The 26,595-nt window shown below is 31.9% G+C and carries 28 protein-coding genes; 17 read left to right on the forward strand and 11 right to left on the reverse strand.

Annotated elements, in window-relative coordinates; all coding sequences use genetic code 11:
• Positions 1-87: 87 nt before the first annotated feature.
• From IDG63_RS10330 to IDG63_RS10340, 3 genes are all read right to left on the reverse strand, one after another.
• Positions 88-372 (reverse strand): hypothetical protein, encoded by a 285-nt coding sequence (locus tag IDG63_RS10330; protein ID WP_000154460.1) that lies wholly within the window; start codon positions 370-372, stop codon positions 88-90.
• The gene (locus IDG63_RS10335; protein WP_001191874.1) at positions 369-986 is read right to left on the reverse strand and encodes a DUF1361 domain-containing protein; all 618 of its coding nucleotides are present in this window, start codon (positions 984-986) and stop codon (positions 369-371) included. The genes IDG63_RS10330 and IDG63_RS10335 overlap by 4 nt, the downstream gene beginning before the upstream one ends.
• A gap of 185 nt (positions 987-1,171) precedes the next feature.
• The gene (locus tag IDG63_RS10340) at positions 1,172-1,594 is read right to left on the reverse strand and encodes a PPC domain-containing DNA-binding protein (RefSeq protein WP_000776014.1); all 423 of its coding nucleotides are present in this window, start codon (positions 1,592-1,594) and stop codon (positions 1,172-1,174) included.
• 208 nt (positions 1,595-1,802) lie between these two features.
• On the opposite strand from IDG63_RS10340, the gene norA reads away from it, so the two are divergent.
• From norA to csbB, 10 genes are all read left to right on the forward strand, one after another.
• Positions 1,803-2,969, forward strand: coding sequence for a multidrug efflux MFS transporter NorA (norA, locus tag IDG63_RS10345; protein WP_001041274.1), 1,167 nt, complete (start codon positions 1,803-1,805; stop codon positions 2,967-2,969).
• A 292-nt stretch (positions 2,970-3,261) separates the two neighbouring features.
• Positions 3,262-3,714 carry a hypothetical protein gene (locus IDG63_RS10350; RefSeq protein WP_000216727.1) on the forward strand — a complete coding sequence of 151 codons (453 nt, stop codon included), beginning with the start codon at positions 3,262-3,264 and terminating at the stop codon, positions 3,712-3,714.
• A 173-nt stretch (positions 3,715-3,887) separates the two neighbouring features.
• Positions 3,888-4,370, forward strand: a complete 483-nt coding sequence (gene ybaK / locus IDG63_RS10355; RefSeq protein ID WP_001107235.1) for a Cys-tRNA(Pro) deacylase — start codon at positions 3,888-3,890, stop codon at positions 4,368-4,370.
• Positions 4,371-4,619: 249 nt separating this feature from the next.
• Entirely contained in the window at positions 4,620-5,384 is a 765-nt protein-coding gene (locus IDG63_RS10360) for a DeoR/GlpR family DNA-binding transcription regulator (RefSeq protein WP_000972699.1), read from the forward strand.
• Positions 5,381-6,301 (forward strand): 1-phosphofructokinase, encoded by a 921-nt coding sequence (pfkB, locus tag IDG63_RS10365; RefSeq protein WP_206176432.1) that lies wholly within the window; start codon positions 5,381-5,383, stop codon positions 6,299-6,301. Before IDG63_RS10360 ends, pfkB begins: the two co-directional genes overlap by 4 nt.
• A gap of 5 nt (positions 6,302-6,306) precedes the next feature.
• Entirely contained in the window at positions 6,307-8,265 is a 1,959-nt protein-coding gene (locus IDG63_RS10370) for a PTS fructose transporter subunit IIABC (RefSeq protein WP_001266552.1), read from the forward strand.
• A gap of 307 nt (positions 8,266-8,572) precedes the next feature.
• Positions 8,573-9,754 carry an N-acetylglucosamine-6-phosphate deacetylase gene (gene nagA, locus IDG63_RS10375; protein ID WP_001292242.1) on the forward strand — a complete coding sequence of 394 codons (1,182 nt, stop codon included), beginning with the start codon at positions 8,573-8,575 and terminating at the stop codon, positions 9,752-9,754.
• Positions 9,755-9,974: 220 nt separating this feature from the next.
• Complete coding sequence (locus tag IDG63_RS10380; protein WP_000450257.1) at positions 9,975-11,324, forward strand: hemolysin family protein; 1,350 nt, start codon at positions 9,975-9,977, stop codon at positions 11,322-11,324.
• 221 nt (positions 11,325-11,545) lie between these two features.
• Entirely contained in the window at positions 11,546-12,385 is an 840-nt protein-coding gene (locus IDG63_RS10385; protein WP_000931243.1) for an aldo/keto reductase, read from the forward strand.
• 131 nt (positions 12,386-12,516) lie between these two features.
• Positions 12,517-13,500, forward strand: a complete 984-nt coding sequence (gene csbB / locus IDG63_RS10390; protein ID WP_000702781.1) for a lipoteichoic acid-specific glycosylation protein CsbB — start codon at positions 12,517-12,519, stop codon at positions 13,498-13,500.
• Between the two features lie 71 nt (positions 13,501-13,571).
• Here csbB and saeS read toward each other — a convergent pair whose 3' ends face one another.
• The 8 genes from saeS to queC all read right to left on the reverse strand — a co-directional run bounded on the left by saeS (position 13,572) and on the right by queC (position 19,297).
• The gene (gene saeS / locus IDG63_RS10395) at positions 13,572-14,627 is read right to left on the reverse strand and encodes a two-component system sensor histidine kinase SaeS (RefSeq protein WP_000244415.1); all 1,056 of its coding nucleotides are present in this window, start codon (positions 14,625-14,627) and stop codon (positions 13,572-13,574) included.
• Complete coding sequence (gene saeR / locus IDG63_RS10400; RefSeq protein ID WP_000149341.1) at positions 14,627-15,298, reverse strand: response regulator transcription factor SaeR; 672 nt, start codon at positions 15,296-15,298, stop codon at positions 14,627-14,629. The genes saeS and saeR overlap by 1 nt, the downstream gene beginning before the upstream one ends.
• On the reverse strand, positions 15,273-15,746 hold the full coding sequence (locus IDG63_RS10405) for a DoxX family membrane protein (RefSeq protein WP_001037807.1): 474 nt from the start codon (positions 15,744-15,746) through the stop codon (positions 15,273-15,275). Before IDG63_RS10405 ends, saeR begins: the two co-directional genes overlap by 26 nt.
• A 341-nt stretch (positions 15,747-16,087) precedes the next feature.
• Positions 16,088-16,528: a DM13 domain-containing protein gene (locus tag IDG63_RS10410; protein WP_001093561.1), complete on the reverse strand. Its 441-nt coding sequence runs from the start codon at positions 16,526-16,528 to the stop codon at positions 16,088-16,090.
• Positions 16,529-16,807: 279 nt separating this feature from the next.
• Positions 16,808-17,392, reverse strand: coding sequence for a hypothetical protein (locus IDG63_RS10415; protein ID WP_000637687.1), 585 nt, complete (start codon positions 17,390-17,392; stop codon positions 16,808-16,810).
• A gap of 98 nt (positions 17,393-17,490) precedes the next feature.
• The gene (queE, locus tag IDG63_RS10420) at positions 17,491-18,204 is read right to left on the reverse strand and encodes a 7-carboxy-7-deazaguanine synthase QueE (RefSeq protein ID WP_001062972.1); all 714 of its coding nucleotides are present in this window, start codon (positions 18,202-18,204) and stop codon (positions 17,491-17,493) included.
• Positions 18,205-18,207: 3 nt separating this feature from the next.
• Positions 18,208-18,627 (reverse strand): 6-carboxytetrahydropterin synthase QueD, encoded by a 420-nt coding sequence (queD, locus tag IDG63_RS10425; RefSeq protein WP_000941336.1) that lies wholly within the window; start codon positions 18,625-18,627, stop codon positions 18,208-18,210.
• Position 18,628: 1 nt separating this feature from the next.
• Complete coding sequence (queC, locus tag IDG63_RS10430; RefSeq protein WP_000446724.1) at positions 18,629-19,297, reverse strand: 7-cyano-7-deazaguanine synthase QueC; 669 nt, start codon at positions 19,295-19,297, stop codon at positions 18,629-18,631.
• A 350-nt stretch (positions 19,298-19,647) separates the two neighbouring features.
• Between queC and IDG63_RS10435 the strand changes: the two genes are divergently transcribed.
• From IDG63_RS10435 to ltaS, 7 genes are all read left to right on the forward strand, one after another.
• On the forward strand, positions 19,648-20,241 hold the full coding sequence (locus IDG63_RS10435; protein WP_000604515.1) for an anthranilate synthase component II: 594 nt from the start codon (positions 19,648-19,650) through the stop codon (positions 20,239-20,241).
• On the forward strand, positions 20,225-21,376 hold the full coding sequence (locus IDG63_RS10440; RefSeq protein WP_001217794.1) for a chorismate-binding protein: 1,152 nt from the start codon (positions 20,225-20,227) through the stop codon (positions 21,374-21,376). Before IDG63_RS10435 ends, IDG63_RS10440 begins: the two co-directional genes overlap by 17 nt.
• Positions 21,376-21,984, forward strand: coding sequence for an aminotransferase class IV (locus IDG63_RS10445; RefSeq protein ID WP_001175778.1), 609 nt, complete (start codon positions 21,376-21,378; stop codon positions 21,982-21,984). The genes IDG63_RS10440 and IDG63_RS10445 overlap by 1 nt, the downstream gene beginning before the upstream one ends.
• Positions 21,985-22,049: 65 nt before the next feature.
• On the forward strand, positions 22,050-22,256 hold the full coding sequence (locus tag IDG63_RS10450) for a hypothetical protein (protein WP_001790169.1): 207 nt from the start codon (positions 22,050-22,052) through the stop codon (positions 22,254-22,256).
• Positions 22,257-22,343: 87 nt separating this feature from the next.
• The gene (locus IDG63_RS10455; RefSeq protein WP_031881627.1) at positions 22,344-23,054 is read left to right on the forward strand and encodes a 5-oxoprolinase subunit B family protein; all 711 of its coding nucleotides are present in this window, start codon (positions 22,344-22,346) and stop codon (positions 23,052-23,054) included.
• Positions 23,038-24,042, forward strand: coding sequence for a 5-oxoprolinase subunit C family protein (locus IDG63_RS10460; protein WP_000022323.1), 1,005 nt, complete (start codon positions 23,038-23,040; stop codon positions 24,040-24,042). The genes IDG63_RS10455 and IDG63_RS10460 overlap by 17 nt, the downstream gene beginning before the upstream one ends.
• 473 nt (positions 24,043-24,515) lie before the next feature.
• Positions 24,516-26,456, forward strand: coding sequence for a polyglycerol-phosphate lipoteichoic acid synthase LtaS (gene ltaS, locus IDG63_RS10465; RefSeq protein ID WP_000098285.1), 1,941 nt, complete (start codon positions 24,516-24,518; stop codon positions 26,454-26,456).
• Positions 26,457-26,595 lie beyond the last annotated feature (139 nt).

Raw genomic sequence — 26,595 nt, forward strand, 5'->3', positions numbered from 1 at the left:
AAACAAGCCAATTTCTATTATTGATGTGATAGAAATTGGCTTTCCTCAAATATATAAGTTGTATTTAGTTTTCTTATTAATTTGATGTTATCTTAGTATGTCCGTAAATAAAGTGAGGTATAGTACGACATACTCTAAAAACGTAGCGAGATAAATATATTTCAATCTAACTTTTATGTTTTGAGGCACTTGCCATTTAGGATATTGTCGTTCGTAATACGACACTTGTTGTATAAATACACCTAGTCCAAATGGCAGCATCATGAGTAAGATACTTCTTAAATAACTTAAACCAATATCATGCCATATGTGTCCAATAATCAATTGAAAGCCAATGATAGATATTATTAAAACGATTATATTTATTGTCACTTGTTCAAACGCACTCCTTTTCCAAATAATAGAATTGCTGCTTGCATCACAACCATAAAACATACAAACATAGCAGTTTTAAGCGTTAGACTTTCTAGAATGTGATTTAAAACATGTAAGGGCTCATTAAAGAAATAAACGGAATGTAAGCGTAAGAAACGACCAATATAAATTCCGAATCCATTTAAAAACATTAGCACGACAACAATTAATCTATTAAGCCAACGGTGAGAAGTCAATGTTAGTATTTCAAAATAGATTAAAATCATCACATAAACCGCTAAGAAGACACCAAGCAGTAAATAGGTAAAGTATTTCCACTCACTTAAATTTAGTCCTGCGTAAAAGTTGAATTGAAATTGGTTCAAATGGATTAAATCAGTTACCATATAAAATGTATTTGGTAAAAGTAACACAAATATAAAACTATATATGATAAAGAGTGGCCATTCATACTTTTTATTCGGTTTGAATAATCGTAATAATAGACTAAGCTCAAAAGGTATATATGCTAAAAACAAATTTAAAGTCATAAATTGAAAAATTTTAGTCTCAAAAAGGGAGACGATAAATAAAATTAAAAAGTAAATTCTAGCGATATATCGAGATTGCATCAATAATAAACACTACTTTCTAATGAAAAAGTTATTCATTCAAATGTGATAGTTATAAACGCATTCAATTCCTAATTAAAAATTTAATTTAACTCGTTGAAGTATATTAATAAACGAGAATGCATTTATGATTAAGCACTTATGATAACTTGTAATAAAATTTGATTCAACTAAAAAGTAAAGTGCTATTGAGGATCAAGTAAATTTAAACCGACTGCATCTTTGAATGAACGTTGAATGTCCAAATCAGTTACAGTAAGAATGATTTCAGCAGTTGCAGAAACAATTGCTTTAGCGAGATGTCCGCTAAAAGTTTCATATGATTGAGTACCGAAAGTAGCATGCAAATGTGCAAAATGACCATTGTCTAGACGAGAAATATTACCTAATAAGCTCGTCAATTCCAGTAGCTCAGTAATATGTTTTTCTTCGTATTGTTTCGTTGTTAAATTGAAAAATTTTAATACAACGTCATCACATGCACCAATGCCGCTGACAGATGTAAATGTTAAGTCTTGGTCATCTGCAAAGGTTGTTATACATTCAACGATATCTTCTCCTTTTTCCAACACTAGTAGTATAGTATGATTACTTTTTTGCAATTTCATATGATCAATCCCCTTTATTTTAATATGTCATTAATTATACAATTAAATGGAAAATAGTGATAATTACAAAGAAAAAATATTGTCAAATGTAGCAATGTTGTAATACAATATAGAAACTTTTTACGAATATTTAGCATGAATTGCAATCTGTCGTGGAAAAGAAGAATAACAGCTTTAAGCATGACATGGAGAAAAAAGAGGTGAGCATATGAATAAACAGATTTTTGTCTTATATTTTAATATTTTCTTGATTTTTTTAGGTATCGGTTTAGTAATACCAGTCTTGCCTGTTTATTTAAAAGATTTGGGATTAACTGGTAGTGATTTAGGATTACTAGTTGCTGCTTTTGCGTTATCTCAAATGATTATATCGCCGTTTGGTGGTACGCTAGCTGACAAATTAGGGAAGAAATTAATTATATGTATAGGATTAATTTTGTTTTCAGTGTCAGAATTTATGTTTGCAGTTGGCCACAATTTTTCGGTATTGATGTTATCGAGAGTGATTGGTGGTATGAGTGCTGGTATGGTAATGCCTGGTGTGACAGGTTTAATAGCTGACATTTCACCAAGCCATCAAAAAGCAAAAAACTTTGGCTACATGTCAGCGATTATCAATTCTGGATTCATTTTAGGACCAGGGATTGGTGGATTTATGGCAGAAGTTTCACATCGTATGCCATTTTACTTTGCAGGAGCATTAGGTATTCTAGCATTTATAATGTCAATTGTATTGATTCACGATCCGAAAAAGTCTACGACAAGTGGTTTCCAAAAGTTAGAGCCACAATTGCTAACGAAAATTAACTGGAAAGTGTTTATTACACCAGTTATTTTAACACTTGTATTATCGTTTGGTTTATCTGCATTTGAAACATTGTATTCACTATACACAGCTGACAAGGTAAATTATTCACCTAAAGATATTTCGATTGCTATTACGGGTGGCGGTATATTTGGGGCACTTTTCCAAATCTATTTCTTCGATAAATTTATGAAGTATTTCTCAGAGTTAACATTTATAGCTTGGTCATTATTATATTCAGTTGTTGTCTTAATATTATTAGTTTTTGCTAATGGCTATTGGTCAATAATGTTAATCAGTTTTGTTGTCTTCATAGGTTTCGATATGATACGACCAGCCATTACAAATTATTTTTCTAATATTGCTGGAGAAAGGCAAGGCTTTGCAGGCGGATTGAACTCGACATTCACTAGTATGGGTAATTTCATAGGTCCTTTAATCGCAGGTGCGTTATTTGATGTACACATTGAAGCACCAATTTATATGGCTATAGGTGTTTCATTAGCAGGTGTTGTTATTGTTTTAATTGAAAAGCAACATAGAGCAAAATTGAAAGAACAAAATATGTAGCATAAGTATTTTGGTGTATATTGATATAAAGTAAAGCGTAATATTATGAATGATTAGCATCGTTTTTCTTATGAATTTTATTAAGAAAATTCGATGCTTTACATTTAAAAAGATTCGATTGACTAAATGTTTTACTCTTTATATTTAAATGTTATATGTAACAAAAAATGATTTTGAGTAATAAACATGTTACAAATATTACATTCTTTTTAAATTGCAATCCACATACCTAATTCATTAACGTTAATGTGTTAAGATGATAAAAAATGAGTAAGGAAATGTGGGTAAGGGGATGACAGTAAAAAATTTATTTTTAGGCTTTGTTGCTGTAATATTAACCGTTTGTTTAATTGGTTTATTAATATTAGCAACAAATGAAGATGCGCTTGCTAAGGTACATAAAACAATTAATACGCTTAACGCGATAAATGTATCAACTGAAGATACTTATAAAAAGAAAATGGATATTCTCAATATTCATACTGCTAAAGCATCTGAAGTGAATGAAAATGTGAAAAAGCAAAATCATTTTAAACATCGTGTGAATGCAAATAAATCAAATTCTTTTAACGAACAAGAGTGCCAAGTTATTGCTGATCGTTATGCAGATAAGCATATCAATGATAATTATGGTTTAGAAAGAATTTCTAAGACAAATCATGGATATAATTATGTGTATTCCAATGATAATTCAACTAGTAAGCAACATGTAAGTATTTCAAATCAAGGCATAATAACGAAATAATAGATGGAACAGTGTATTCTAATTGGATATACTGTTTTTATTTTGCAATAATTTAATTTAAAAAGGTGAATTCAACTTATAAAATGATGTAAATGTTATGTCAAAATCAACCAATCCGTAATGTATTTTAAAATGTTAATATAGTTCTGAAGAAGTATAAATGAGGTGTTGAAATGGCTAAAAATAAGAAAACGAACGCGATGCGTATGCTTGATCGTGCAAAAATTAAATACGAAGTTCATAGCTTTGAGGTACCAGAAGAACATTTATCGGGTGCAGAAGTCGCAGAACTCATACAAGCAAATGTTAAAACAGTATTTAAAACGCTTGTTCTAGAAAATACAAAACATGAACATTTTGTATTTGTTATCCCAGTAAGTGAAACTTTAGATATGAAAAAGGCAGCTGCTTTGGTTGGAGAGAAGAAATTGCAGCTTATGCCTTTAGATAATTTGAAAAATGTAACGGGATACATTCGTGGTGGGTGTTCGCCTGTTGGTATGAAAACATTGTTTCCAACAGTCGTTGACAAATCCTGTGAAAATTATAGTCATATCAGTGTGAGTGGTGGGCTTCGAACAATGCAAATCACAATAGCTGTTGAGGATTTGATTACAATAACTAAAGGCAAAATTGGAGCAGTTATCCATGAATGATTAATAACAACAAAAAGTATGGGGCAAGATTCGGAGTGTGACAGAGATGAAATTTTTATAAAATTCATTTCTGCCACACTCCTTTTTGATTGAATTAGCATTTTACGATCATAAACAGTCATTACAAATGAGTATTTGAACATAAAAATGTAATTTTATCGTCACAATTTGAGTGTTTGTGATTGTTTTTGGTAATTTATGATTGAAAAGTGAAAGCGTACTCATTATAATACAAAGTGAGATGGGGTGATGATGATAATTACTGAAAAAAGACACGAGTTAATATTAGAAGAACTTTCGCACAAAGATTTTTTGACTTTACAAGAATTAATAGATCGAACTGGTTGCAGTGCTTCAACAATACGAAGAGATTTATCTAAACTACAACAATTAGGGAAATTGCAACGTGTGCATGGTGGTGCAATGTTAAAAGAAAATCGTATGGTTGAGGCGAATTTAACTGAAAAATTAGCAACGAATCTTGATGAAAAGAAAATGATTGCTAAAATAGCAGCTAATCAAATCAACGATAATGAATGCTTATTTATCGATGCTGGTTCATCTACATTGGAGCTAATTAAATATATTCAAGCGAAAGATATCATTGTGGTAACCAATGGTTTAACACATGTAGAAGCTTTACTTAAAAAAGGTATTAAAACAATTATGCTAGGTGGTCAAGTTAAAGAAAATACACTTGCTACGATTGGTTCTAGTGCTATGGAGATATTAAGACGATATTGTTTCGATAAAGCTTTTATCGGGATGAATGGATTAGATATTGAACTTGGATTAACTACTCCCGATGAGCAAGAGGCATTAGTTAAACAAACAGCAATGTCATTAGCCAATCAATCATTTGTACTTATAGATCATTCTAAGTTTAATAAAGTATATTTTGCTCGTGTACCTTTGCTAGAAAGTACGACAATCATCACATCTGAAAAAGCATTAAATCAAGAATCGTTAAAAGAATACCAACAAAAGTATCACTTTATAGGAGGGACTTTATGATTTATACAGTGACTTTCAATCCTTCAATTGACTATGTCATTTTTACGAATGATTTTAAAATTGATGGTTTGAACAGAGCAACAGCAACATATAAATTCGCTGGGGGGAAAGGTATTAATGTCTCGCGCGTCTTAAAGACATTGGATGTTGAGTCAACTGCCTTGGGATTTGCAGGTGGATTTCCTGGGAAATTCATTATAGATACATTAAATAACAGTGCAATTCAATCGAATTTTATTGAAGTTGATGAAGATACACGTATTAATGTGAAATTAAAAACAGGACAAGAAACAGAAATCAATGCACCGGGTCCTCATATAACGTCAAGACAATTTGAACAACTGTTACAACAAATTAAAAATACAACAAGCGAAGATATAGTTATTGTTGCTGGAAGTGTACCAAGTAGTATTCCAAGCGATGCGTATGCGCAAATTGCACAAATTACAGCACAGACAGGTGCTAAATTAGTAGTCGACGCTGAAAAAGAATTGGCTGAAAGCGTTTTACCATATCATCCACTATTTATTAAACCTAATAAAGATGAATTAGAAGTGATGTTTAATACAACAGTGAACTCAGACACAGATGTTATTAAATATGGTCGTTTGTTAGTTGATAAAGGTGCGCAATCTGTTATTGTCTCGCTTGGCGGTGATGGTGCTATTTATATTGATAAAGAAATCAGTATTAAAGCAGTTAATCCACAAGGGAAAGTGGTTAATACAGTTGGCTCTGGTGATAGTACAGTTGCAGGCATGGTGGCTGGAATTGCTTCAGGTTTAACGATTGAAAAAGCATTCCAACAAGCAGTCGCATGCGGTACTGCCACGGCATTTGATGAGGACTTAGCAACACGGGACGCTATAGAAAAAATAAAATCACAAGTTACGATTAGCGTACTTGATGGGGAGTGAAAATAATGAGAGTAACAGAGTTATTAACAAAAGATACGATAGCAATGGATTTAATGGCAAATGACAAAAATGGTGTTATTGATGAGTTAGTAAATCAATTAGACAAAGCAGGTAAATTAAGTGATGTCGCGTCATTTAAGGAAGCGATTCACAATCGAGAATCACAAAGTACAACTGGTATCGGCGAAGGTATTGCTATTCCACATGCGAAAGTAGCCGCAGTTAAGTCTCCAGCTATCGCATTCGGTAAATCTAAAGAAGGTGTAGATTACCAAAGTTTAGATATGCAACCAGCTCATTTATTCTTTATGATTGCAGCGCCAGAAGGTGGCGCCCAAACACATCTAGATGCTTTAGCTAAGTTGTCTGGTATTTTAATGGATGAAAATGTACGCGAGAAATTATTACATGCTTCATCACCTGAAGAAGTACTAGCGATTATAGATGAGGCTGATGATGAAGTGACAAAAGAAGAAGAGGCAGAAGCTGAAGCACAACAAGTTGCAACTGCAGAACAATCATCTAAACAATCTAACGAGCCATATGTGTTAGCAGTAACTGCTTGTCCAACAGGTATTGCACATACGTACATGGCACGTGACGCATTGAAAAAACAAGCGGATAAGATGGGTATTAAAATTAAAGTAGAAACGAATGGTTCAAGCGGCATTAAAAACCATTTAACTGAACAAGATATTGAAAATGCAACAGGTATCATTGTTGCTGCTGATGTTCATGTTGAGACGGATCGCTTCGATGGTAAAAATGTCGTAGAAGTACCAGTAGCAGATGGTATTAAACGCCCAGAAGAATTAATTAATAAAGCATTAGATACAAGTCGTAAACCTTTTGTTGCCCGTGATGGTCAAAGAAAAGGTAACTCAAATGACAGTCAAGAAAAATTAAGCCCAGGTAAAGCATTCTATAAACACTTAATGAACGGTGTTTCTAACATGTTGCCACTTGTAATATCTGGTGGTATTTTAATGGCAATTGTATTTTTATTTGGAGCAAATTCATTTAATCCAAAAAGCTCAGAGTACAATGCGTTTGCAGAGCAGCTTTGGAACATAGGTAGTAAAAGTGCATTCGCGTTAATCATTCCAATTTTATCTGGATTCATTGCACGTAGTATTGCGGATAAACCTGGTTTCGCTTCAGGTCTTGTAGGTGGTATGTTAGCAATTTCAGGTGGTTCAGGATTTATTGGTGGTATTATTGCAGGTTTCTTAGCAGGTTACTTAACACAAGGTGTTAAAGCGATGACACGTAAGTTACCACAAGCATTAGAGGGATTAAAACCAACGTTAATTTACCCACTATTGACAGTAACAGCTACAGGCTTATTGATGATTTATGCCTTTAATCCACCAGCATCTTGGTTAAATCATTTGTTATTAGATGGATTAAACAATTTATCAGGTTCTAATATTGTATTATTAGGTTTAGTTATTGGCGCTATGATGGCGATTGATATGGGCGGTCCATTCAACAAAGCGGCATATGTTTTTGCAACAGGTGCGTTGATTGAAGGTAATGCAGCACCAATTACAGCTGCAATGATTGGTGGTATGATTCCACCGTTAGCAATTGCGACAGCGATGTTAATTTTCAGACGTAAATTTACAAAAGAACAACGTGGTTCAATTATCCCTAACTATGTGATGGGTATGTCCTTTATTACAGAAGGTGCGATTCCATTTGCAGCTGCCGATCCATTACGTGTTATTCCTTCAATGATGATTGGTTCAGGTATAGGTGGCGCAATTGCTTTAGGCTTAGGTTCTCGAATTACTGCGCCACATGGTGGTATTATTGTAATTGTTGGTACTGATGGTGCACACTTACTTCAAACTCTTATTGCACTTCTAGTTGGTACATTAGTTTCAGCATTAATTTACGGTTTAATCAAACCCAAGTTAACTGAAACAGAAATCGAAGCTTCAAAATCAATGGACGAGTAGTTTTAATGATGTAAAATGATTGTTAGCAAAGAGCTTCATATTAAGTTGTAAGTTCAATGAATATATGTTAGTTTTATACATCGTGTTAACGGTAGCTTATACAAAGCTGTAAAAACACTTTCTATTAATTCAGTTTTTATGAATTGATATGAAGGTGTTTTTATTTTTAGATAAATGAATGAAGAAATAGACACCACAAATGTATAGACTTTTTTAATATTTTGCAAAAAGTTATGCCAAACGAAGCAGATATAGTAAAATATGAGTGTCTTAAAGTGAAAATTTATAAATAAAGAAGGGTTTATACGTGTCAGAATTAATTATATATAACGGCAAAGTTTATACTGAAGATGGCAAAATCGATAATGGTTACATTCATGTGAAAGATGGACAGATTGTTGCAATTGGAGAAGGGGATGATAAAGCAGCAATTGATAATGATACGACAAATAAAATTCAAGTGATTGATGCTAAAGGTCATCATGTATTACCAGGTTTTATTGATATACATATTCATGGTGGTTATGGTCAAGATGCAATGGATGGGTCATACGATGGCTTAAAATATCTATCCGAAAATTTGTTATCTGAAGGGACGACATCATACTTGGCCACTACAATGACGCAATCTACTGATAAAATAGATAAAGCACTTACAAATATTGCTAAATATGAAGCGGAGCAAGATGTTCACAATGCAGCGGAAATTGTAGGTATACATTTAGAAGGACCATTTATATCTGAAAATAAAGTTGGTGCTCAACATCCGCAATACGTTGTACGCCCATTTATCGATAAAATTAAACATTTTCAAGAGACTGCTAACAGATTAATAAAGATTATGACGTTTGCACCTGAAGTTGAAGGTGCAAAAGAAGCGCTTGAAACGTATAAAGATGACATTATTTTTTCAATTGGTCATACAGTGGCAACATACGAAGAAGCAGTCGAAGCTGTTGAGCGAGGAGCTAAACATGTCACGCATTTATATAATGCAGCGACGCCATTCCAGCATAGAGAACCAGGTGTTTTTGGAGCAGCATGGTTGAATGATGCTCTACATACCGAAATGATTGTTGATGGCACACATTCTCATCCGGCATCGGTTGCTATTGCTTACCGTATGAAAGGTAATGAACGTTTTTATTTAATTACCGATGCAATGCGTGCAAAAGGTATGCCTGAAGGAGAATATGATTTGGGTGGACAAAAAGTAACTGTTCAATCGCAACAAGCACGTCTTGCAAATGGTGCGCTTGCTGGTAGTATTTTAAAAATGAATCATGGGTTACGTAACTTAATATCATTTACAGGTGATACATTAGATCATTTATGGCGAGTAACAAGTTTAAATCAAGCCATTGCATTAGGTATCGATGATAGAAAAGGTAGTATTAAAGTAAATAAGGATGCAGATCTTGTTATTCTAGATGATGATATGAATGTAAAATCTACAATAAAACAAGGTAAGGTTCACACATTTAGCTAATAAATAATCATAATTAAATGTATGCAATAGATTTAATCTGTTAACATAAGCACTTTATATTATGATAAAATAGAAGCAATAACATTTTTTTCTGGGGGTGTCTAAATGGGAAGGCGATAACATGTAGTTGTAATTTAAGTCATAGTGATAAATTTGAATGCGTGTTACCCATGAGTGACACATATAACATGGAGGTGAATCCCTAGAAATAGGGAATTAATTGGAAACTTCGACCATAATTAGTTTGATTATATTTATTCTATTAATTGCATTAACCACTGTATTTGTTGGTTCAGAATTTGCATTAGTAAAAATTAGAGCAACAAGAATTGAACAGCTAGCAGATGAAGGAAATAAACCTGCTAAAATAGTAAAAAAGATGATTGCTAATCTAGATTATTATCTTTCTGCTTGTCAGTTAGGTATAACAGTAACATCTTTAGGGTTAGGTTGGCTTGGTGAACCAACGTTTGAAAAGCTATTACACCCAATATTTGAAGCAATCAATTTACCAACTGCATTAACGACGACGATTTCGTTTGCAGTGTCATTTATAATCGTTACGTATTTGCATGTAGTACTTGGTGAATTAGCGCCTAAATCTATAGCGATTCAACATACTGAAAAGCTTGCTTTAGTATATGCAAGACCATTGTTCTATTTCGGTAACATTATGAAACCATTGATTTGGCTGATGAATGGTTCTGCACGTGTTATTATTAGAATGTTTGGTGTAAATCCTGATGCCCAAACTGATGCAATGTCAGAAGAAGAAATCAAAATTATTATTAACAATAGTTATAATGGTGGAGAAATCAACCAAACTGAATTGGCATATATGCAAAATATCTTTTCATTCGATGAAAGACATGCAAAAGATATAATGGTACCTAGAACTCAAATGATTACACTAAATGAACCTTTTAATGTAGACGAATTACTAGAAACAATAAAAGAACATCAATTTACGCGTTATCCAATTACTGATGATGGTGATAAAGACCACATTAAAGGATTTATTAACGTCAAAGAATTTTTAACTGAATACGCTTCTGGAAAAACGATTAAAATAGCAAACTATATACATGAGTTGCCAATGATTTCAGAGACAACACGTATCAGTGATGCATTAATTAGAATGCAACGTGAACATGTACATATGAGTCTTATTATAGATGAATATGGTGGAACGGCAGGTATTTTAACGATGGAAGATATTTTAGAAGAAATCGTTGGAGAAATTCGTGATGAATTTGATGATGATGAAGTGAATGATATCGTTAAAATTGATAATAAGACATTCCAAGTAAATGGCAGAGTACTATTGGATGATTTAACTGAAGAGTTCGGTATAGAATTTGATGACTCTGAGGATATTGATACGATAGGTGGATGGTTACAATCTCGTAATACCAATTTACAAAAAGATGATTACGTGGATACAACTTATGATCGCTGGGTTGTTTCAGAAATCGATAACCACCAAATTATTTGGGTGATATTAAACTATGAATTTAATGAAGCGAGACCTACTATCGGACAGTCTGATGAAGATGAAAAATCAGAATAGATATTAATATATAAACCAACTAAGAATGATTTAATTCATTTTTGGTTGGTTATTTTTTTGACTAAAATTAATGAAAAGTGAAAATAGTATTGGAACTCAATATCTTTAATGATTTAATGAATATTTTTTATTGAAAGCGATAATTCGTATTAATTGAGTTTGTTGAAAAATTTAGGGTAATGTAAAGATATAAAAGATACAAAGATTGGAGAGGTATAAAGATGTTGAATGAGATACAAATATTAAATAATGGATACCCGATGCCTTCAGTTGGGTTAGGTGTTTATAAAATCTCTGACGAAGATATGACTAAAGTTGTAAATGCTGCAATTGACGCAGGGTATAGAGCGTTTGATACAGCATACTTTTATGATAATGAGGCTTCACTAGGACGAGCATTAAAGGATAATGGCGTCGATAGAGAAGATTTGTTTATAACAACGAAGTTATGGAATGACTATCAAGGTTATGAAAAAACATTCGAATATTTCAACAAATCGATTAAAAATTTACAAACTGATTATCTTGATTTATTTCTAATACATTGGCCTTGTGAAGCAGATGGTCTATTTTTAGAAACATATAAAGCTATGGAAGAACTTTACGAGCAAGGTAAGGTAAAAGCAATAGGTGTATGTAATTTTAATGTTCATCATCTAGAAAAATTAATGGCTCAATCAAGTATCAAACCAATGGTGAATCAAATTGAGGTACATCCATATTTTAACCAACAAGAATTACAAGAATTTTGTGATCGTCACGATATTAAAGTGACTGCATGGATGCCTTTGATGAGAAATAGAGGACTACTAGACAACCCTGTCATTGTTAAAATTGCTGAAAAATATCATAAAACACCAGCACAAGTTGTATTACGTTGGCATTTAGCACACAATAGAATTATTATTCCAAAATCTCAGACACCTAAACGCATTCAAGAAAATATAGATATTTTAGATTTTAATTTAGAATTAACAGAAGTAGCTGAAATTGATGCTTTAAATAGAAATGCAAGACAAGGTAAAAATCCAGATGATGTGAAAATTGGGGATTTAAAATAACTGGATGTTAAATTTTACGTTTATGAATGCCTTTTAATGTGTACATTAAAATAAATGAGTTGGTTTTTACTATTTGATAAAACAATACTCAGGTACATTCAAAATCTTTTAAATAAAAAGGATGGACATAGATGAAAATTAGAGTCGTCATTCCTTGTTTTAATGAAGGGGAAGTCATTACACAAACACATCAACAATTAACTGAAATACTTTCACAAGATAGTAGTGTGAAAGGCTATGATTATAATATGCTTTTCATAGATGATGGTAGTACGGATACCACTATAGATGAAATGCAACATCTTGCCACAATAGATAGGCATGTCAGCTTTATTTCTTTTAGTAGAAATTTTGGAAAAGAAGCAGCTATGATTGCAGGTTACCAGCATAGTACTGAATTTGATGCAGTCATCATGATAGATTGTGATTTGCAACATCCACCTGAATATATTCCGAAAATGGTTGAAGGTTTTATGGAAGGCTATGATCAAGTGATTGCAAAGCGTGATAGAAGTGGTGAAAATTTTAGTCGCAAAACATTAAGCCATTTGTATTATAAGTTAGTTAATTGCTTTGTAGAAGAAGTACAATTTGATGATGGTGTTGGCGATTTTAGACTTTTAAGCCAAAGAGCTGTTAAATCCATTGCATCACTTGAAGAATATAATCGATTTTCAAAAGGGTTATTTGAATGGATAGGCTATAATACTAAAGTGTTTACGTATCAAAATGTTGAGAGACAAAAAGGAGAATCTAAGTGGTCCTTTAAAAAGTTATTTAATTATGGTATTGATGGATTGATTTCCTTTAATAGTAAACCTTTGAGAATGATGATTTATCTTGGCTTGTTTATCTTTTCAATAAGCGTGCTATATATTATCTATTTATTCATCAATATTATGATATCTGGTGTTAATATTCCGGGATATTTTTCAACGATTGCAGCTATTTTATTATTAGGCGGCATACAGTTAATTTCAATTGGTGTTGTAGGTGAATATATTGGCAGGATATATTATGAAGTTAAGGCACGTCCTAAATATATTATTCAAGCTACAAATCTTTCAAGTATTGAAAATGATGAGAAGGATACCCATAAAGTTTATTCTAAATAAACAAAAAAAGAAGCCCTCATTAATGGGAGCTTCTTTTTAGTCTTTGCATTTTATTTTATAAATAAATCGGATTATGACGTAATGTCTAATTTGTGTAATGTTACAGTCATCGTAGTTCCTACATCTATATCACTGCTTACACTGATTTTTGCGTTATTTTGTTGCGCGAGTTCATTAGCTATATATAAGCCTAATCCAGAACCACCCGTTTTTGTATTACGAGAGTTTTCTACTCTGAATGTACGTTCGAATATACGTTCTTGTAGTTCTGGTATAATGCCAATACCTTCATCGCTAATAGCAATGTCGATAGTATCTTGATCTTTGTTTTCACTAATATTAATATCAATGCGACTACCAACATTTGAAAATTTTAGCGCATTATCAAGTAAGTTTGTTAAAATACGCTCAAGTGGCGTTCGATATTGATAAAATGCATCAATTTCGCTACAGAAATTCACTTCTAATGTGCGGTTTTCATGTTTGATACGTTGCTCATATGGTTGCAATATTGATACAAGTAATTGGTCTAGTTGTATTAATTCTGGGGGATATGTTTTACCTGTATTTAAAGTGATAATATGAGTCATATCATCAAATAATGTTGATAATCTGTTTGCTTGTTTAATTAATATGTCGTATGACTCTTTAATCTCATGATCCTTAGTGATTATACCATCACGTAGTCCTTCAGAATATGAAATAATGCTTGCTAAAGGTGTTTTTAAATCATGGGCTAAGTTTTGAATCAGTTCTGTTTTTTCTTGTTGTTCGGATTTAATTTGATTCATTTGTTGCGTAATTTCAGAAGCCATTTTATTAAAAGATTGATTTAATTCATAAATTTCTTTTGGTGAATTAAACGTTTTATCATTGCTTGCGTAATTTCCGTTAGCAAATTGCTTAGTTTTTATATTAAACTGCTTAATTTTTTGTATAAGTGGATTAATAAAAATACTACATATTAATAAGGTTAAACAGCTTGTAATTATTGTCGTTAAGGTCAAAGTTAGTGTCATATGGCCGTTAAACCACATTAAAATATATGCAATTGCTAAAATAGTTGAAGTTAATAGTATACTCGATACGACGCCAATAATGATTTGACTTCTAATTGATAACACCATTATCGGCTCCTTTCAAATTTATATCCTAATCCCCATACAGTTGTGATGGTATATGTTGTAAAGCTCTCTTTTTCTAATTTTTCTCTAATACGGTGTATATGGACATTCACGGTATTAGCATCTTCGTAATAGTCATATCCCCAAACTTTTTCAAGTAATTCTGATTTAGAAATAACTTCATTTTCTCTAGAAGCTAAATACCACAATAACTCAAATTCCTTAATACGCATAGGGACTTCGTGACCATTTACAGTCACAACTTTACTTAAGTTAATAAGTGTTAATTCATCAAACGACAGTTGTTCAACTGGTTGATGATGGTATTTCTTCATTCTTGTAAGTAAATTATTAATACGTAAAACGAGTTCCCTTGGACTAAATGGTTTTTTGACATAGTCATCTGCACCTAAAGTTAAGGCGTAAATGGTATCATGTTCTTGTGTTTTGGCAGTTAAATAGATAAAGGGGATATCTAATTTTTGCCTTTTCATTTCTTTGACAATGTCGTAACCATTAACTTCTGGCATCATGATATCAATATCATTTGATAGTAAAGAAATTGCTTCTTTACCGCTAGTTGTCGTTGTTACTTTGTAACCTTCATATTCAAAATAGGTTTGACAAATGTCTACAATGTCTTGTTCATCATCCACGATCAGTAAGTGGGTCATCTATTTTTTCACCTCTGTTCTTACGACCTCTAAAGTAATTAATGATTTCTTTAAGTGAAATCTGTTTTAACAATGAGTGACTCATTAGTAAAAGGATAAAGAAAGTTAATTGAAGAGGATACGTAAATATCATATCTGCTAAGATATAATTTATCATAACAAAGGCTCCAAAGAAACTAGCAGCATATGCAAAAACTCCAAAAATTAAACCTAATCCAATTGCAATCTCTCCGAGTGGGACAACAATATCAAATAATGACGTCGTATGTGCAACTATATTTGCGAAAAACCACTTATACCACTCTGGTGAATCAGTATTGTTAGCGATGACTGGTACTAAACCTTTCAGCGTAAATCCGCCCGTTAATTTTTCGTAGCCTTGCATTAACATAACAATACCTGAACCCACACGAATGATAAATGTAACGAGTAGCAATAATTTATTCATGATGTTCACATTCTTTCTATTTATTGTGTGTAATTTATATAAACATAAGATTAAGCAACATAATGCGATTTGTAGTGTTATGTGAACAGGAAGTGTTTGAGCTCATGGGTTGCTTAAGCTAAACAAACCTCAAGCTCTAAAAAAATTTACTTATGTGCTCTGCAATCTTATGGGATTTAATAGTTGTATATATATTGAAAAAAGGAAAGTATGATTTCTACAAGCTAGGGGGGCTGTGAAATCATACGCTTTCCATTGAGTAATGAGTGTAATGTATATTTTTAAAATTTGTAATGTATAGTAATAGTATGTTGTAAATAAAAGTTTAACTCAGAAATTGATTATTTTAATTTAGCGTCGCCGAAGATGACGTGAGCTTTTTTACAATAGATTGTTACTTCATCATATTTGCTTAAATCTACATTTTTAAGATCAAATGTTTGTTTTTCTTTATCGTAGTCAACCATTGCGATTTCTTTACCGTTTTTAATGTCGCCATTTTTTGTTAGGTAGACGTATAAATCTGGACCTTTTGATGATTTGTAGTTAGTAAGCATTAATTTACCATTTTTAATCTCAGCTTTACCTTCAACAGTTTCACCGTTTTTAGAACTGAATGTACCTGTTAGGTGTTTTGTTTTATCAGTTTTAACATTGCTATCTTCTGACTTTGTTTTTTGTTCAGTTTTGTTACCTTGATCTTGTGAATTAGAATTACCACAAGCGCCTAAAGTTAATACAGAGGCAACAGCACCAACTGCTAAAAAATATTTTGTATTCATGCTAACTCCTCATTTCTTCAATTTGATAAGTTAAGTTTAAAATGAAGGCAAATAATATGCCATTAACTAATTCTTAACTTCGTTTAAATATCGCTTAACTAATATTGAAGAAAGAATAATTTGAAAATGAAAATAATTGTCTGATTTAAATAAATAGGAGTCGAAATAAGAGGAGGGCATTTTTTTAGGTGAGAAAATATTTATCTGAACTAGATAACACTATAAAACACTTCTGATATTTTGAACTAAGAATATCAGAAGTGTTTTATAGTTTTGGTATTAAAATTTATAAACCTTTTGCCACAATAAAAACAACAAGAAAATAAGATAGACGATTAAATACAAGTACCAATATGGTGTTAAAACCATCATAACGATAAATGAAATGTTAATAATGATAAGTCCTTTAATCATTAGTTTCTTTATTTTGTTATTATTTTCAGCAGTTTCATCTAAGCTATTAAATGTTGAAATAAACAACATAATACCACCAATGATGAAAATGGCAGGGGCTAAAAATGGAATAGACATATATATTGATTGTGTACTTGAAAAGTCGGTAACACGTTGCGTTAAACTGACAACAATCGTTAATATGATAGCAATAAATTTTTGGTCTGTAATGTATACAGGTTTTAATTTTTTATCAATGTAAAACTGTAGTATCGTCCAAATGATAAACATCGTTATAGTACACAGAGTAATAAAGTTATATTTATCAATTATGAATGTATTTATAAAGGCGTTTATCGTAATAGATAACAACATTGCACTTAATGATAAATGTTGCATTTGATGCCTATATAAATTGAATCCAGTTATAAGTACGACGATAGCAATATTAATTAATATATATACAATCATGATGGACTCCTGTTCGTTATACTTCAATCAACTATTATATCAATTAATATATTGTTATTCATTAGATATGACTTGTAAAAAGTAAAATAAGTTATCCTTTATACACCTTTTTTATTACTCCAAAGTAATGTATGAAGTTGTGGTAACACATAAACGTGATTCATATCATTACTTTGCATAACTAAATCCACCAACTGCTCGTAGCGTTCTAACAACTTTTCGGTATGATTATCTACGCTGTCTGATAAATATGGGTTACCAACTTGTAAATAGAAGGGAATATCTGGATAACGGTGGTGTATCATTTTGGCAAAATCATAATCTTTATCGTCGAATACAACTACTTTTAAGTTTAATGAGGAAGGTACGCATTGTGTAATCACTTCATCTAACTTTTTTAAATCAGGTGTCATAGTTGAACTTGGTGGTTTTGGACTAATCGTTAAATCATCAATTTGTGTCATCCAAGGTTGGAATTTACTGCCTTGTGTCTCCAGTGCGCTGAAAATACCTTTATCTTGAAATAAGTCAACTAACTCTTGGATACCTTTAATTAATGCTGGGTTACCACCAGAAATTGTAACGTGATTAAATAAATCGCCACCAATTCGTTTTAATTCATCATAAATTTCTTCAGCGGTCATGAGTTTTATATCGCCTTTAGCACTACCATCCCAAGTAAATGCAGAATCACACCAGCTACAGCGATAATCACATCCAGCTGTTCTCACAAACATCGTTTTTCTACCGATTACTCGACCTTCACCCTGAATGGTTGGACCGAATATTTCGAGTACAGGAATTTTAGCCATTAGTTACACCTGTTCCTTTGGTCTAAATACAACATAACTTGTTGGTGTTTCTCTTACAAATACTTGAATACATTTTGGTTGGTGTTCGAGCGATGCCAAATTTTCTTTAACAATTTGATAAATTGTTTCCGCTACGATTTCAGTTGAAGGGATTTTGTTTTTAAAAGCAGGTAAGTTATTTAACAGTTGATGGTCAAATTTACCGTGTATCATCTTTTTCAAATGGCTAAAGTTCACTAAGAAGCCAGTGTCATCTAGTTTATCACCGACAATTGTTAAATTAACAAAGTAAGTATGACCATGGACATTTTGACAAATACCTGCTTCTTCACAAGGAATGTGATGTGCAGCCGAAAAATTAAAATCTTTATTTAATTCGAATTGATATGGATGCGTTGTACTAGGATAGATTTGTTGTAACATTTTAAAGCGCTCCTTTACTTTCAAGATATTGATTTAGTCCACGTTGACGTAAATGACAAGCTGGACATTCACCACAGCCATCCCCAATGATACCGTTATAGCATGTTAATGTTTTTGTACGAATATAATCTAAAACTTCGAGTTCATCACTTAATTTCCACGTTTCTGCTTTGTTTAACCACATTAAAGGAGTATGAATGACAAAATCTTTGTCCATAGCTAGGCTTAATGTTACGTTCATTGATTTTATAAAACTATCGCGACAGTCTGGGTAGCCTGAAAAGTCTGTTTCACATACGCCTGTAATAATATGCTTAGCCCCAATTTGATAAGCTAGAGCGCCTGCAAACGACAAGAAAAGTAAATTTCTAGCTGGAACAAATGTATTAGGTATACCATCTTCATTATTAGTAATTTCCATATCATGTTGTGTTAATGCGTTTGGAGTAAGTTGTGATAATAATGACATATCTAAAACGTGATGTTTCATTCCTTGATCTTGTGCAATTTGTTTTGCGACTTCAATTTCGGTATCATGTCTTTGGCCATAATTAAACGTTACGAGTTCAACTTCTTTGAAATGTTTTTTTGCATAAAAGAGACATGTTGTACTGTCTTGACCACCACTAAAGACAACGATGGCTTTTTCATTATTTAATACACTTTCCATTTTGTAATTGCTCCTATCATTAATAATATTAATAAAGAGGTTAATGGCATTGATAAGCCCGTTTTTAATTTATAAAATAAAAAAAGCCTATCTCCATAAAAGATAGACGAAAGAAATGGGTTGCTCCTATAATATATATTAAAGGTTTACCAACGAATGTTTGAAATTTCAATGTCTAGTTTTTTATAGAGGGTTTCAGCTAGGAACCTCTGATATTCATTTATGTACGATGAATAGAATATACCATATATTAGTTAAAATCAAGGTCAGGATAATGACAATGCTTTTAAAGTTTTAGCTACATCCAATACATATTATAAAAATAAAACACATTTAGAACGGAGTATACAATGATTCTAGTCATAGATAATAATGATTCATTTACATATAATTTAATAGACTATATTAAGACTCAAACGAAACTAACAGTTCAAGTTGTTGGTATTGATAATCTGCTGATAGAAGACGTCATTAATATGAAGCCAAAAGCAATTGTTATTTCGCCTGGGCCGGGTAATCCGGATGATTATCCTATCTTGAATGAAGTGTTAGAACAATTTTATCAGCGTGTACCTATACTAGGTGTATGTTTAGGATTTCAATGTATCGTGTCTTATTTTGGTGGAAATATCATTCACGGCTATCATCCTGTACACGGACATACTACACAGTTACGCCATACCAATGAAGGTATTTTTCAAGGACTGCCTCAAAATTTCAATGTAATGCGTTATCATTCATTAATTGCTGACGGAGCGACTTTTCCAAATTGCTTAAAGATTACAGCCAAAAACGATGAAGCGATTATTATGGCATTTGAGCATATTACATTTCCAGTTTTTGGTGTGCAATATCATCCTGAATCTATTTTGAGTGAATACGGTTATCGACAAGTTGAATTATTTTTATCGAAGGTAGGTGATTACTGTGAGAATAGAATATAATTATCGCTACTATTTAACTGAAAATGAATATAAGCAATACCATATTCAATTAAAGGGGTTTATAAAGAAGTATGTTGCTACTAAGTTGGCTGATGTGGGAGAAGTGATACACTTTGCACAAGCGCAGCAACGACAAGGTAGATATGTCTCGTTATATTTAAGTTACGAAGCGGCAAAGTATTTTAATCATGTTATGTGTACACATTCATTAGCTAAAGATGATATTTATGCAGTAGCTTATAGTTTTGAAAAAGCGGAAAGCATAAATTCAACATATGAACATCAAACTTCTTATGTATCAAAGCATCATTTTTCATTTGTTGAATCTTCTGAGGTTATGATGACTAATATTAAACGTGTCCAACAAGCAATTGTTGAAGGCGAAACGTATCAAGTGAACTATACGGCGCGCTTAACGGATAACATTTATTATCCTATTAGTACTTTATATGAACGATTAACTCAATTTAGTAATGGTAATTATACTGCGTTATTACAAACTGATGAAATCCAAGTAGCGTCTATCTCACCAGAATTATTTTTTCAAAAAGGACAATTTAACAATGTCGATAACGTTATCATAAGCAAACCGATGAAAGGGACAATGCCTAGAGGTAAAACGGAAGCTGAAGATCAACAGTATTATAAAACATTGCAAACTTCTTCGAAAGATCGTGCAGAAAATGTCATGATTGTTGATTTACTAAGAAACGATATAGGGAGAATATCACAGAGTGGCTCAATTAAGGTGTATAAACTATTTTTTATTGAGGCATATAAAACTGTATTTCAAATGACTTCGATGGTAAGTGGAACTTTAAAAATTAATACAGACTTAACTCAAATTTTAACATCGTTATTTCCTTGTGGTTCGATTACAGGTGCACCGAAACTGAATACAATGAAATATATTAAACAATTAGAAAGTTCACCTCGTGGTATATACTGCGGAGCAATTGGACTATTACTTCCAACTGAAGATGATAAAATGATTTTTAATATTCCGATTCGTACTATTGAGTATAAATATGGACAAGCGATTTATGGAGTCGGAGCAGGTATTACAATTGATTCTAAGCCAAAAGATGAAGTAAATGAATTTTACGCAAAAACCAAGATTTTGGAGATGTTATAATGCAATTATTTGAAACAATGAAAATTGATAATGGACATATCCCTAGACTTACTTATCATACTAATCGCATAAAATGTTCTTCTGAGCGATTAAACTTTAAATTTGATGAACATGCATGGCGAAATGAATTAAACGATGTAACAACAAAGTATCACAGTGGCCAATATAGACTTAAAATCGTATTAAATGCTGAAAGCGAATTTGAAACGATAGTGTCACCTTTACCTGAGAAAAGTAGTTTTACAGCAAAATTTCAAGTGTTGCCCAAAGTAGTTAATCCAACTTTTATAAATAATAAAACGACAGAACGAAAGCATTTAGCTCACAATCATGAAACAGATTTAATATTGCTAACTTCAGAGGACGGCAAGGTCCTTGAATTTGATATTGGCAACATTGTCATTGAAGAGGATGGAAAATGGTACACACCAAGTTATAAAGATGATTTCTTAAAAGGATGCATGCGTGATTATTTAATAGATAGTGACAAACTTGTTGAAAAAGACTTTAATAAAAACGAATTGATTTATAAATATCATAACAATGAGATACGTTTATTTTTGATAAATAGTTTACGAGAGGTTGCCGATGTCCACCTTTGCCTTTAAAATTAGTATGATAATAATGTAGAAAATGATGTGAAAACAAATTTAAAAATTAAATGGGGCCAAATATGATTATTGTTTATATTGTGCTGTTGTTAATTCTTGTATACGTAAATTATCGATTAGTGAATCGATTGCTATCTGAAAATAGAATATATGTTGTTCGTTTGATAGCAACAATTACTACTGTTATAAGCTTTATCCTTGTATACGCATTAATTCACGAACTCATGCCTTTTGTTGTGCGGGCAATGGATTTAATGTATCACCAGTAAATTTAGTGAGTAGGTAAAATGAACTATTCAATCGATTCTATAATTAAAAATGAAAGTAAAGTAACCAAATATTGAAGAGGTGTACAAATGAAAATATATAGTCAAGGTGACCAAGCCATTGTAGTCGCAATTGAAAAAGAAGTATCTAAAAGTTTAACCGAAGATTTATTAACACTTCGCTCATATTTAATTGAACAAAATTATCCATTTATTATAGAAATTGTGCCATCAGAATCAGACATGATGATTGTCTATGACGCAAGGGATATGATTAAACACCATAATATACAATCACCTTTTTTATACATGAAAGCACTAATAGAATCGATTCATTTAAACATAAAACATGATTTTAACCAGCAAGATTTGATTGAAATACCAATTGTGTATGGTTCGAAATATGGTCCGGATTTAGAATCACTTTTAAAACATTACAAAATCAAGCTAGAAACTTTTATTGAATTACATTCTAAGGCGCAATATTTTGTTTCGATGATGGGATATTCACCTGGGTTTCCTTATTTAACTGGATTAAATAAGAAATTGTATATTAATCACACGAGTAAACAGAAAAAATTCATTCCAGCTGGTTCTGTAGTACTTGAAGGGAAAAAATGCGGTATTGTAACAACGGATACAATTAATGATTGGTTAGTTATTGGTTATACACCATTATCACTTTTTAATCCAAAAGAATCAGATTTCGCACGCTTAAAGTTAGGCGATAATATTAAATTTAGACCTATCAATGAAAATGAATTAGAAGTAGGAGTGTTTAAAGATGTCAATCATAATTGAAAAAAGTGGCTTATTCAGTAGCTTTCAGGACTTTGGTAGAAGGGGATATGAACATGATGGTGTAATTCCATGTGGTGCACTTGATACTTTAGCACATGAAATTGCTAATCGATTAGTTGCTAATGACAAGAATGAAGCAACTTTGGAAATGACTAATAAAATGGCAACGATTCGTTTTACAGAACCTACGCTGATTGCATTAGCAGGGGGTAATGTCAAAGCTTACACTGAGCATATGACTATATCTCCATATAAATTGTATTTGTTAGATAAAGGCGATGTTTTAAAGTTTAGAGAAACAAGTTATACATCGCGAGTGTATTTAGCTGTGGGAGGCGGATTTGAATTAGATGCATGGTTAGGATCTAATTCAACCGACTTTAATGTAAAAATTGGTGGTTTTAAAGGTAGAACATTACAAGATGGCGATGAAATAAAGCTTAAGAGAGATTATACAGCTCGTCATCATAAGTTATTTGAAAACCTTGCTCACACGAAACAAACAGATTGGGGTATTGATGGATACGCCTTGTCATTTAATTATATGTCTGATGTATTTCATGTCGTTAAAAATAAAGGTACGGAAGATTTTAAAGAAGATGCCATTCAAAGATTTGTGAAACATGATTATAAAGTAACGAGCAAAGCAAATCGCATGGGGATGATGCTTGAAGGTGAAAAAATCAAAGCTTTTTATGAAGATATGCCACCGTATCAGACTGTCAAAAAAGGAACGATACAAATTAAGCGTGATGGCACACCTATTATCCTATTAAATGATCATTATACGCTAGGTAGCTACCCGCAAATCGGTACAATCGCAAGTTATCATTTAACGAAATTAGCACAAAAACCGCAAGGATCACGTTTGAAATTTCAATTTATAGATATTTTAACGGCTGAAAAGAACCTTGTTAAGTATAGTAACTGGTTAAACCAATTATTCCATGGAATAGAATATAGAATGCAATTAGAAATGATGAAATAATATTTGGTACGTAGCTCATACTCGAGTCCGATGCAAATAATTTCCTCCTAATGTATAATGAAATAATACTGTGTTTTATCTGCGAAATGTATCATTTTCTAATTCGTTTCACAGTAAAATGAAAAGATAAAGTGTGTTTTTACTTGAATTTTGACTAAAATTACTCTATATTTATTAATTGAGCTATGCTTATTATTACAATTTGATTACAAATTTTAAATTTGTTAATTGAATGATAATATTAAATAAAGAAACTTACACAAGCAAATATGAGTTGTAGCCCAAAATACTTGTTAAATCAAAGTTGAAAGCTACAAATAATGAAAATTATAAACTTGAATCTGAAAGTAATTACTATAATTATGACAATGTTAACTTTTAAACGCACTTATTAATTAACTACATAATGTTAATATCTAATTTATTCAAGTACTTTCGCAAGATTTATTATCTAAATAACGGGGGAAAGAATCATGAGTTCACAAAAAAAGAAAATTAGTCTTTTTGCGTTCTTCTTATTAACCGTAATAACGATTACCTTGAAGACGTATTTTTCTTATTATGTTGATTTTTCTTTAGGTGTTAAAGGTTTAGTACAAAACTTAATATTATTGATGAATCCTTATAGTTTAGTAGCACTGGTTTTAAGTGTGTTCCTATTCTTTAAAGGCAAAAAAGCATTTTGGTTCATGTTCATAGGCGGCTTCTTATTGACGTTCCTATTATATGCCAATGTTGTGTACTTTAGATTCTTCTCTGATTTTTTAACGTTTAGTACTTTAAACCAAGTAGGTAACGTAGAATCTATGGGTGGTGCGGTTAGTGCATCATTCAAATGGTATGACTTTGTTTATTTCATTGATACGTTAGTTTACTTATTCATTTTAATATTTAAAACAAAATGGTTAGACACAAAAGCATTTAGTAAGAAATTTGTTCCTGTCGTAATGGCGGCTTCAGTAGCATTATTCTTCTTAAACTTAGCTTTTGCTGAAACTGACAGACCAGAATTATTAACACGTACATTTGACCATAAATATTTAGTGAAATATTTAGGACCTTATAACTTTACAGTATACGATGGTGTTAAAACTATCGAAAATAATCAACAAAAAGCGTTAGCATCTGAAGATGACTTAACAAAAGTATTAAATTATACGAAACAACGTCAAACAGAGCCTAACCCAGAATATTATGGGGTGGCAAAGAAGAAAAATATTATTAAGATTCATTTAGAAAGTTTCCAAACCTTCTTAATTAATAAAAAGGTTAATGGTAAAGAAGTAACACCGTTTTTAAACAAATTATCAAGTGGGAAAGAGCAATTCACATACTTCCCTAACTTTTTCCATCAAACAGGTCAAGGTAAAACATCTGACTCTGAATTTACAATGGATAACAGTTTATACGGTTTACCGCAAGGTTCTGCCTTTTCATTAAAAGGAGATAATACGTATCAGTCATTACCAGCAATTTTAGATCAAAAGCAAGGCTACAAATCTGATGTCATGCACGGTGACTATAAAACATTCTGGAACAGAGACCAAGTATATAAACACTTTGGTATCGATAAATTCTATGATGCAACATACTATGACATGTCAGATAAAAACGTTGTAAACTTAGGCTTGAAAGACAAAATTTTCTTTAAAGATTCTGCTAATTATCAAGCTAAGATGAAATCACCATTCTATTCTCATTTAATTACATTGACTAACCACTATCCATTCACATTAGATGAAAAGGATGCGACTATTGAGAAGTCAAACACAGGTGATGCAACAGTTGATGGTTATATTCAAACAGCGCGTTATTTAGACGAAGCATTAGAAGAATATATTAATGACTTGAAGAAAAAAGGATTATATGACAATTCAGTGATTATGATTTATGGTGACCACTATGGTATCTCTGAAAACCATAACAATGCCATGGAAAAACTATTAGGTGAAAAAATCACACCAGCTAAATTTACAGATTTAAACAGAACTGGTTTCTGGATTAAAATCCCTGGTAAATCTGGTGGTATCAATAATGAATATGCTGGTCAAGTCGATGTAATGCCAACAATTTTACATTTGGCTGGTATAGATACGAAGAATTATTTAATGTTCGGTACTGATTTATTCTCTAAAGGTCATAATCAAGTAGTTCCATTCAGAAATGGTGACTTTATAACAAAAGATTATAAATATGTTAATGGTAAGATTTATTCTAATAAAAATAATGAACTCATAACTACTCAACCAGCTGATTTCGAAAAGAATAAAAAGCAAGTTGAAAAGGATCTCGAAATGAGTGACAACGTGCTTAATGGTGATTTGTTTAGATTCTACAAAAATCCAGACTTCAAAAAGGTAAATCCTTCGAAGTATAAATATGAAACAGGACCTAAAGCAAACTCTAAAAAATAATATTTAAACACGAAGAGGCTGGGACATAAATCCCTAAAAAAACAGCAGTAAGATAATTTTCAATTAGAAAATATCTTACTGCTGTTCTCTATTTATACAATACTTCGTATTGAATGGCTTCGCTTTCCTAGGGTGCCGT

The sequence above is a fragment of the Staphylococcus sp. EG-SA-14 genome (genome assembly GCF_017151935.1).
In the GTDB taxonomy this organism is placed as follows: Bacteria; Bacillota; Bacilli; order Staphylococcales; family Staphylococcaceae; genus Staphylococcus; species Staphylococcus aureus.

What these genes read in the sequence shown, in the direction of transcription:
- queD (WP_000941336.1), bottom strand. Translation starts at nt 18,627, where the DNA reads ATGTTACAACAAATCTATCCTAGTACAACGCATCCATATCAATTCGAA.
- IDG63_RS10450 (WP_001790169.1), top strand. Translation starts at nt 22,050, where the DNA reads ATGATTATTGTTTATATTGTGCTGTTGTTAATTCTTGTATACGTAAAT.
- pfkB (WP_206176432.1), top strand. Translation starts at nt 5,381, where the DNA reads ATGATTTATACAGTGACTTTCAATCCTTCAATTGACTATGTCATTTTT.
- queC (WP_000446724.1), bottom strand. Translation starts at nt 19,297, where the DNA reads ATGGAAAGTGTATTAAATAATGAAAAAGCCATCGTTGTCTTTAGTGGT.
- IDG63_RS10340 (WP_000776014.1), bottom strand. Translation starts at nt 1,594, where the DNA reads ATGAAATTGCAAAAAAGTAATCATACTATACTACTAGTGTTGGAAAAA.
- saeR (WP_000149341.1), bottom strand. Translation starts at nt 15,298, where the DNA reads ATGACCCACTTACTGATCGTGGATGATGAACAAGACATTGTAGACATT.
- IDG63_RS10360 (WP_000972699.1), top strand. Translation starts at nt 4,620, where the DNA reads ATGATGATAATTACTGAAAAAAGACACGAGTTAATATTAGAAGAACTT.
- saeS (WP_000244415.1), bottom strand. Translation starts at nt 14,627, where the DNA reads ATGGTGTTATCAATTAGAAGTCAAATCATTATTGGCGTCGTATCGAGT.
- IDG63_RS10370 (WP_001266552.1), top strand. Translation starts at nt 6,307, where the DNA reads ATGAGAGTAACAGAGTTATTAACAAAAGATACGATAGCAATGGATTTA.
- IDG63_RS10410 (WP_001093561.1), bottom strand. Translation starts at nt 16,528, where the DNA reads ATGAATACAAAATATTTTTTAGCAGTTGGTGCTGTTGCCTCTGTATTA.
- IDG63_RS10415 (WP_000637687.1), bottom strand. Translation starts at nt 17,392, where the DNA reads ATGATTGTATATATATTAATTAATATTGCTATCGTCGTACTTATAACT.
- queE (WP_001062972.1), bottom strand. Translation starts at nt 18,204, where the DNA reads ATGGCTAAAATTCCTGTACTCGAAATATTCGGTCCAACCATTCAGGGT.
- IDG63_RS10405 (WP_001037807.1), bottom strand. Translation starts at nt 15,746, where the DNA reads ATGAATAAATTATTGCTACTCGTTACATTTATCATTCGTGTGGGTTCA.
- IDG63_RS10435 (WP_000604515.1), top strand. Translation starts at nt 19,648, where the DNA reads ATGATTCTAGTCATAGATAATAATGATTCATTTACATATAATTTAATA.
- norA (WP_001041274.1), top strand. Translation starts at nt 1,803, where the DNA reads ATGAATAAACAGATTTTTGTCTTATATTTTAATATTTTCTTGATTTTT.
- IDG63_RS10335 (WP_001191874.1), bottom strand. Translation starts at nt 986, where the DNA reads ATGCAATCTCGATATATCGCTAGAATTTACTTTTTAATTTTATTTATC.
- ybaK (WP_001107235.1), top strand. Translation starts at nt 3,888, where the DNA reads ATGGCTAAAAATAAGAAAACGAACGCGATGCGTATGCTTGATCGTGCA.
- ltaS (WP_000098285.1), top strand. Translation starts at nt 24,516, where the DNA reads ATGAGTTCACAAAAAAAGAAAATTAGTCTTTTTGCGTTCTTCTTATTA.
- IDG63_RS10350 (WP_000216727.1), top strand. Translation starts at nt 3,262, where the DNA reads ATGACAGTAAAAAATTTATTTTTAGGCTTTGTTGCTGTAATATTAACC.
- IDG63_RS10460 (WP_000022323.1), top strand. Translation starts at nt 23,038, where the DNA reads ATGTCAATCATAATTGAAAAAAGTGGCTTATTCAGTAGCTTTCAGGAC.
- IDG63_RS10445 (WP_001175778.1), top strand. Translation starts at nt 21,376, where the DNA reads ATGCAATTATTTGAAACAATGAAAATTGATAATGGACATATCCCTAGA.
- IDG63_RS10455 (WP_031881627.1), top strand. Translation starts at nt 22,344, where the DNA reads ATGAAAATATATAGTCAAGGTGACCAAGCCATTGTAGTCGCAATTGAA.
- csbB (WP_000702781.1), top strand. Translation starts at nt 12,517, where the DNA reads ATGAAAATTAGAGTCGTCATTCCTTGTTTTAATGAAGGGGAAGTCATT.
- IDG63_RS10385 (WP_000931243.1), top strand. Translation starts at nt 11,546, where the DNA reads ATGTTGAATGAGATACAAATATTAAATAATGGATACCCGATGCCTTCA.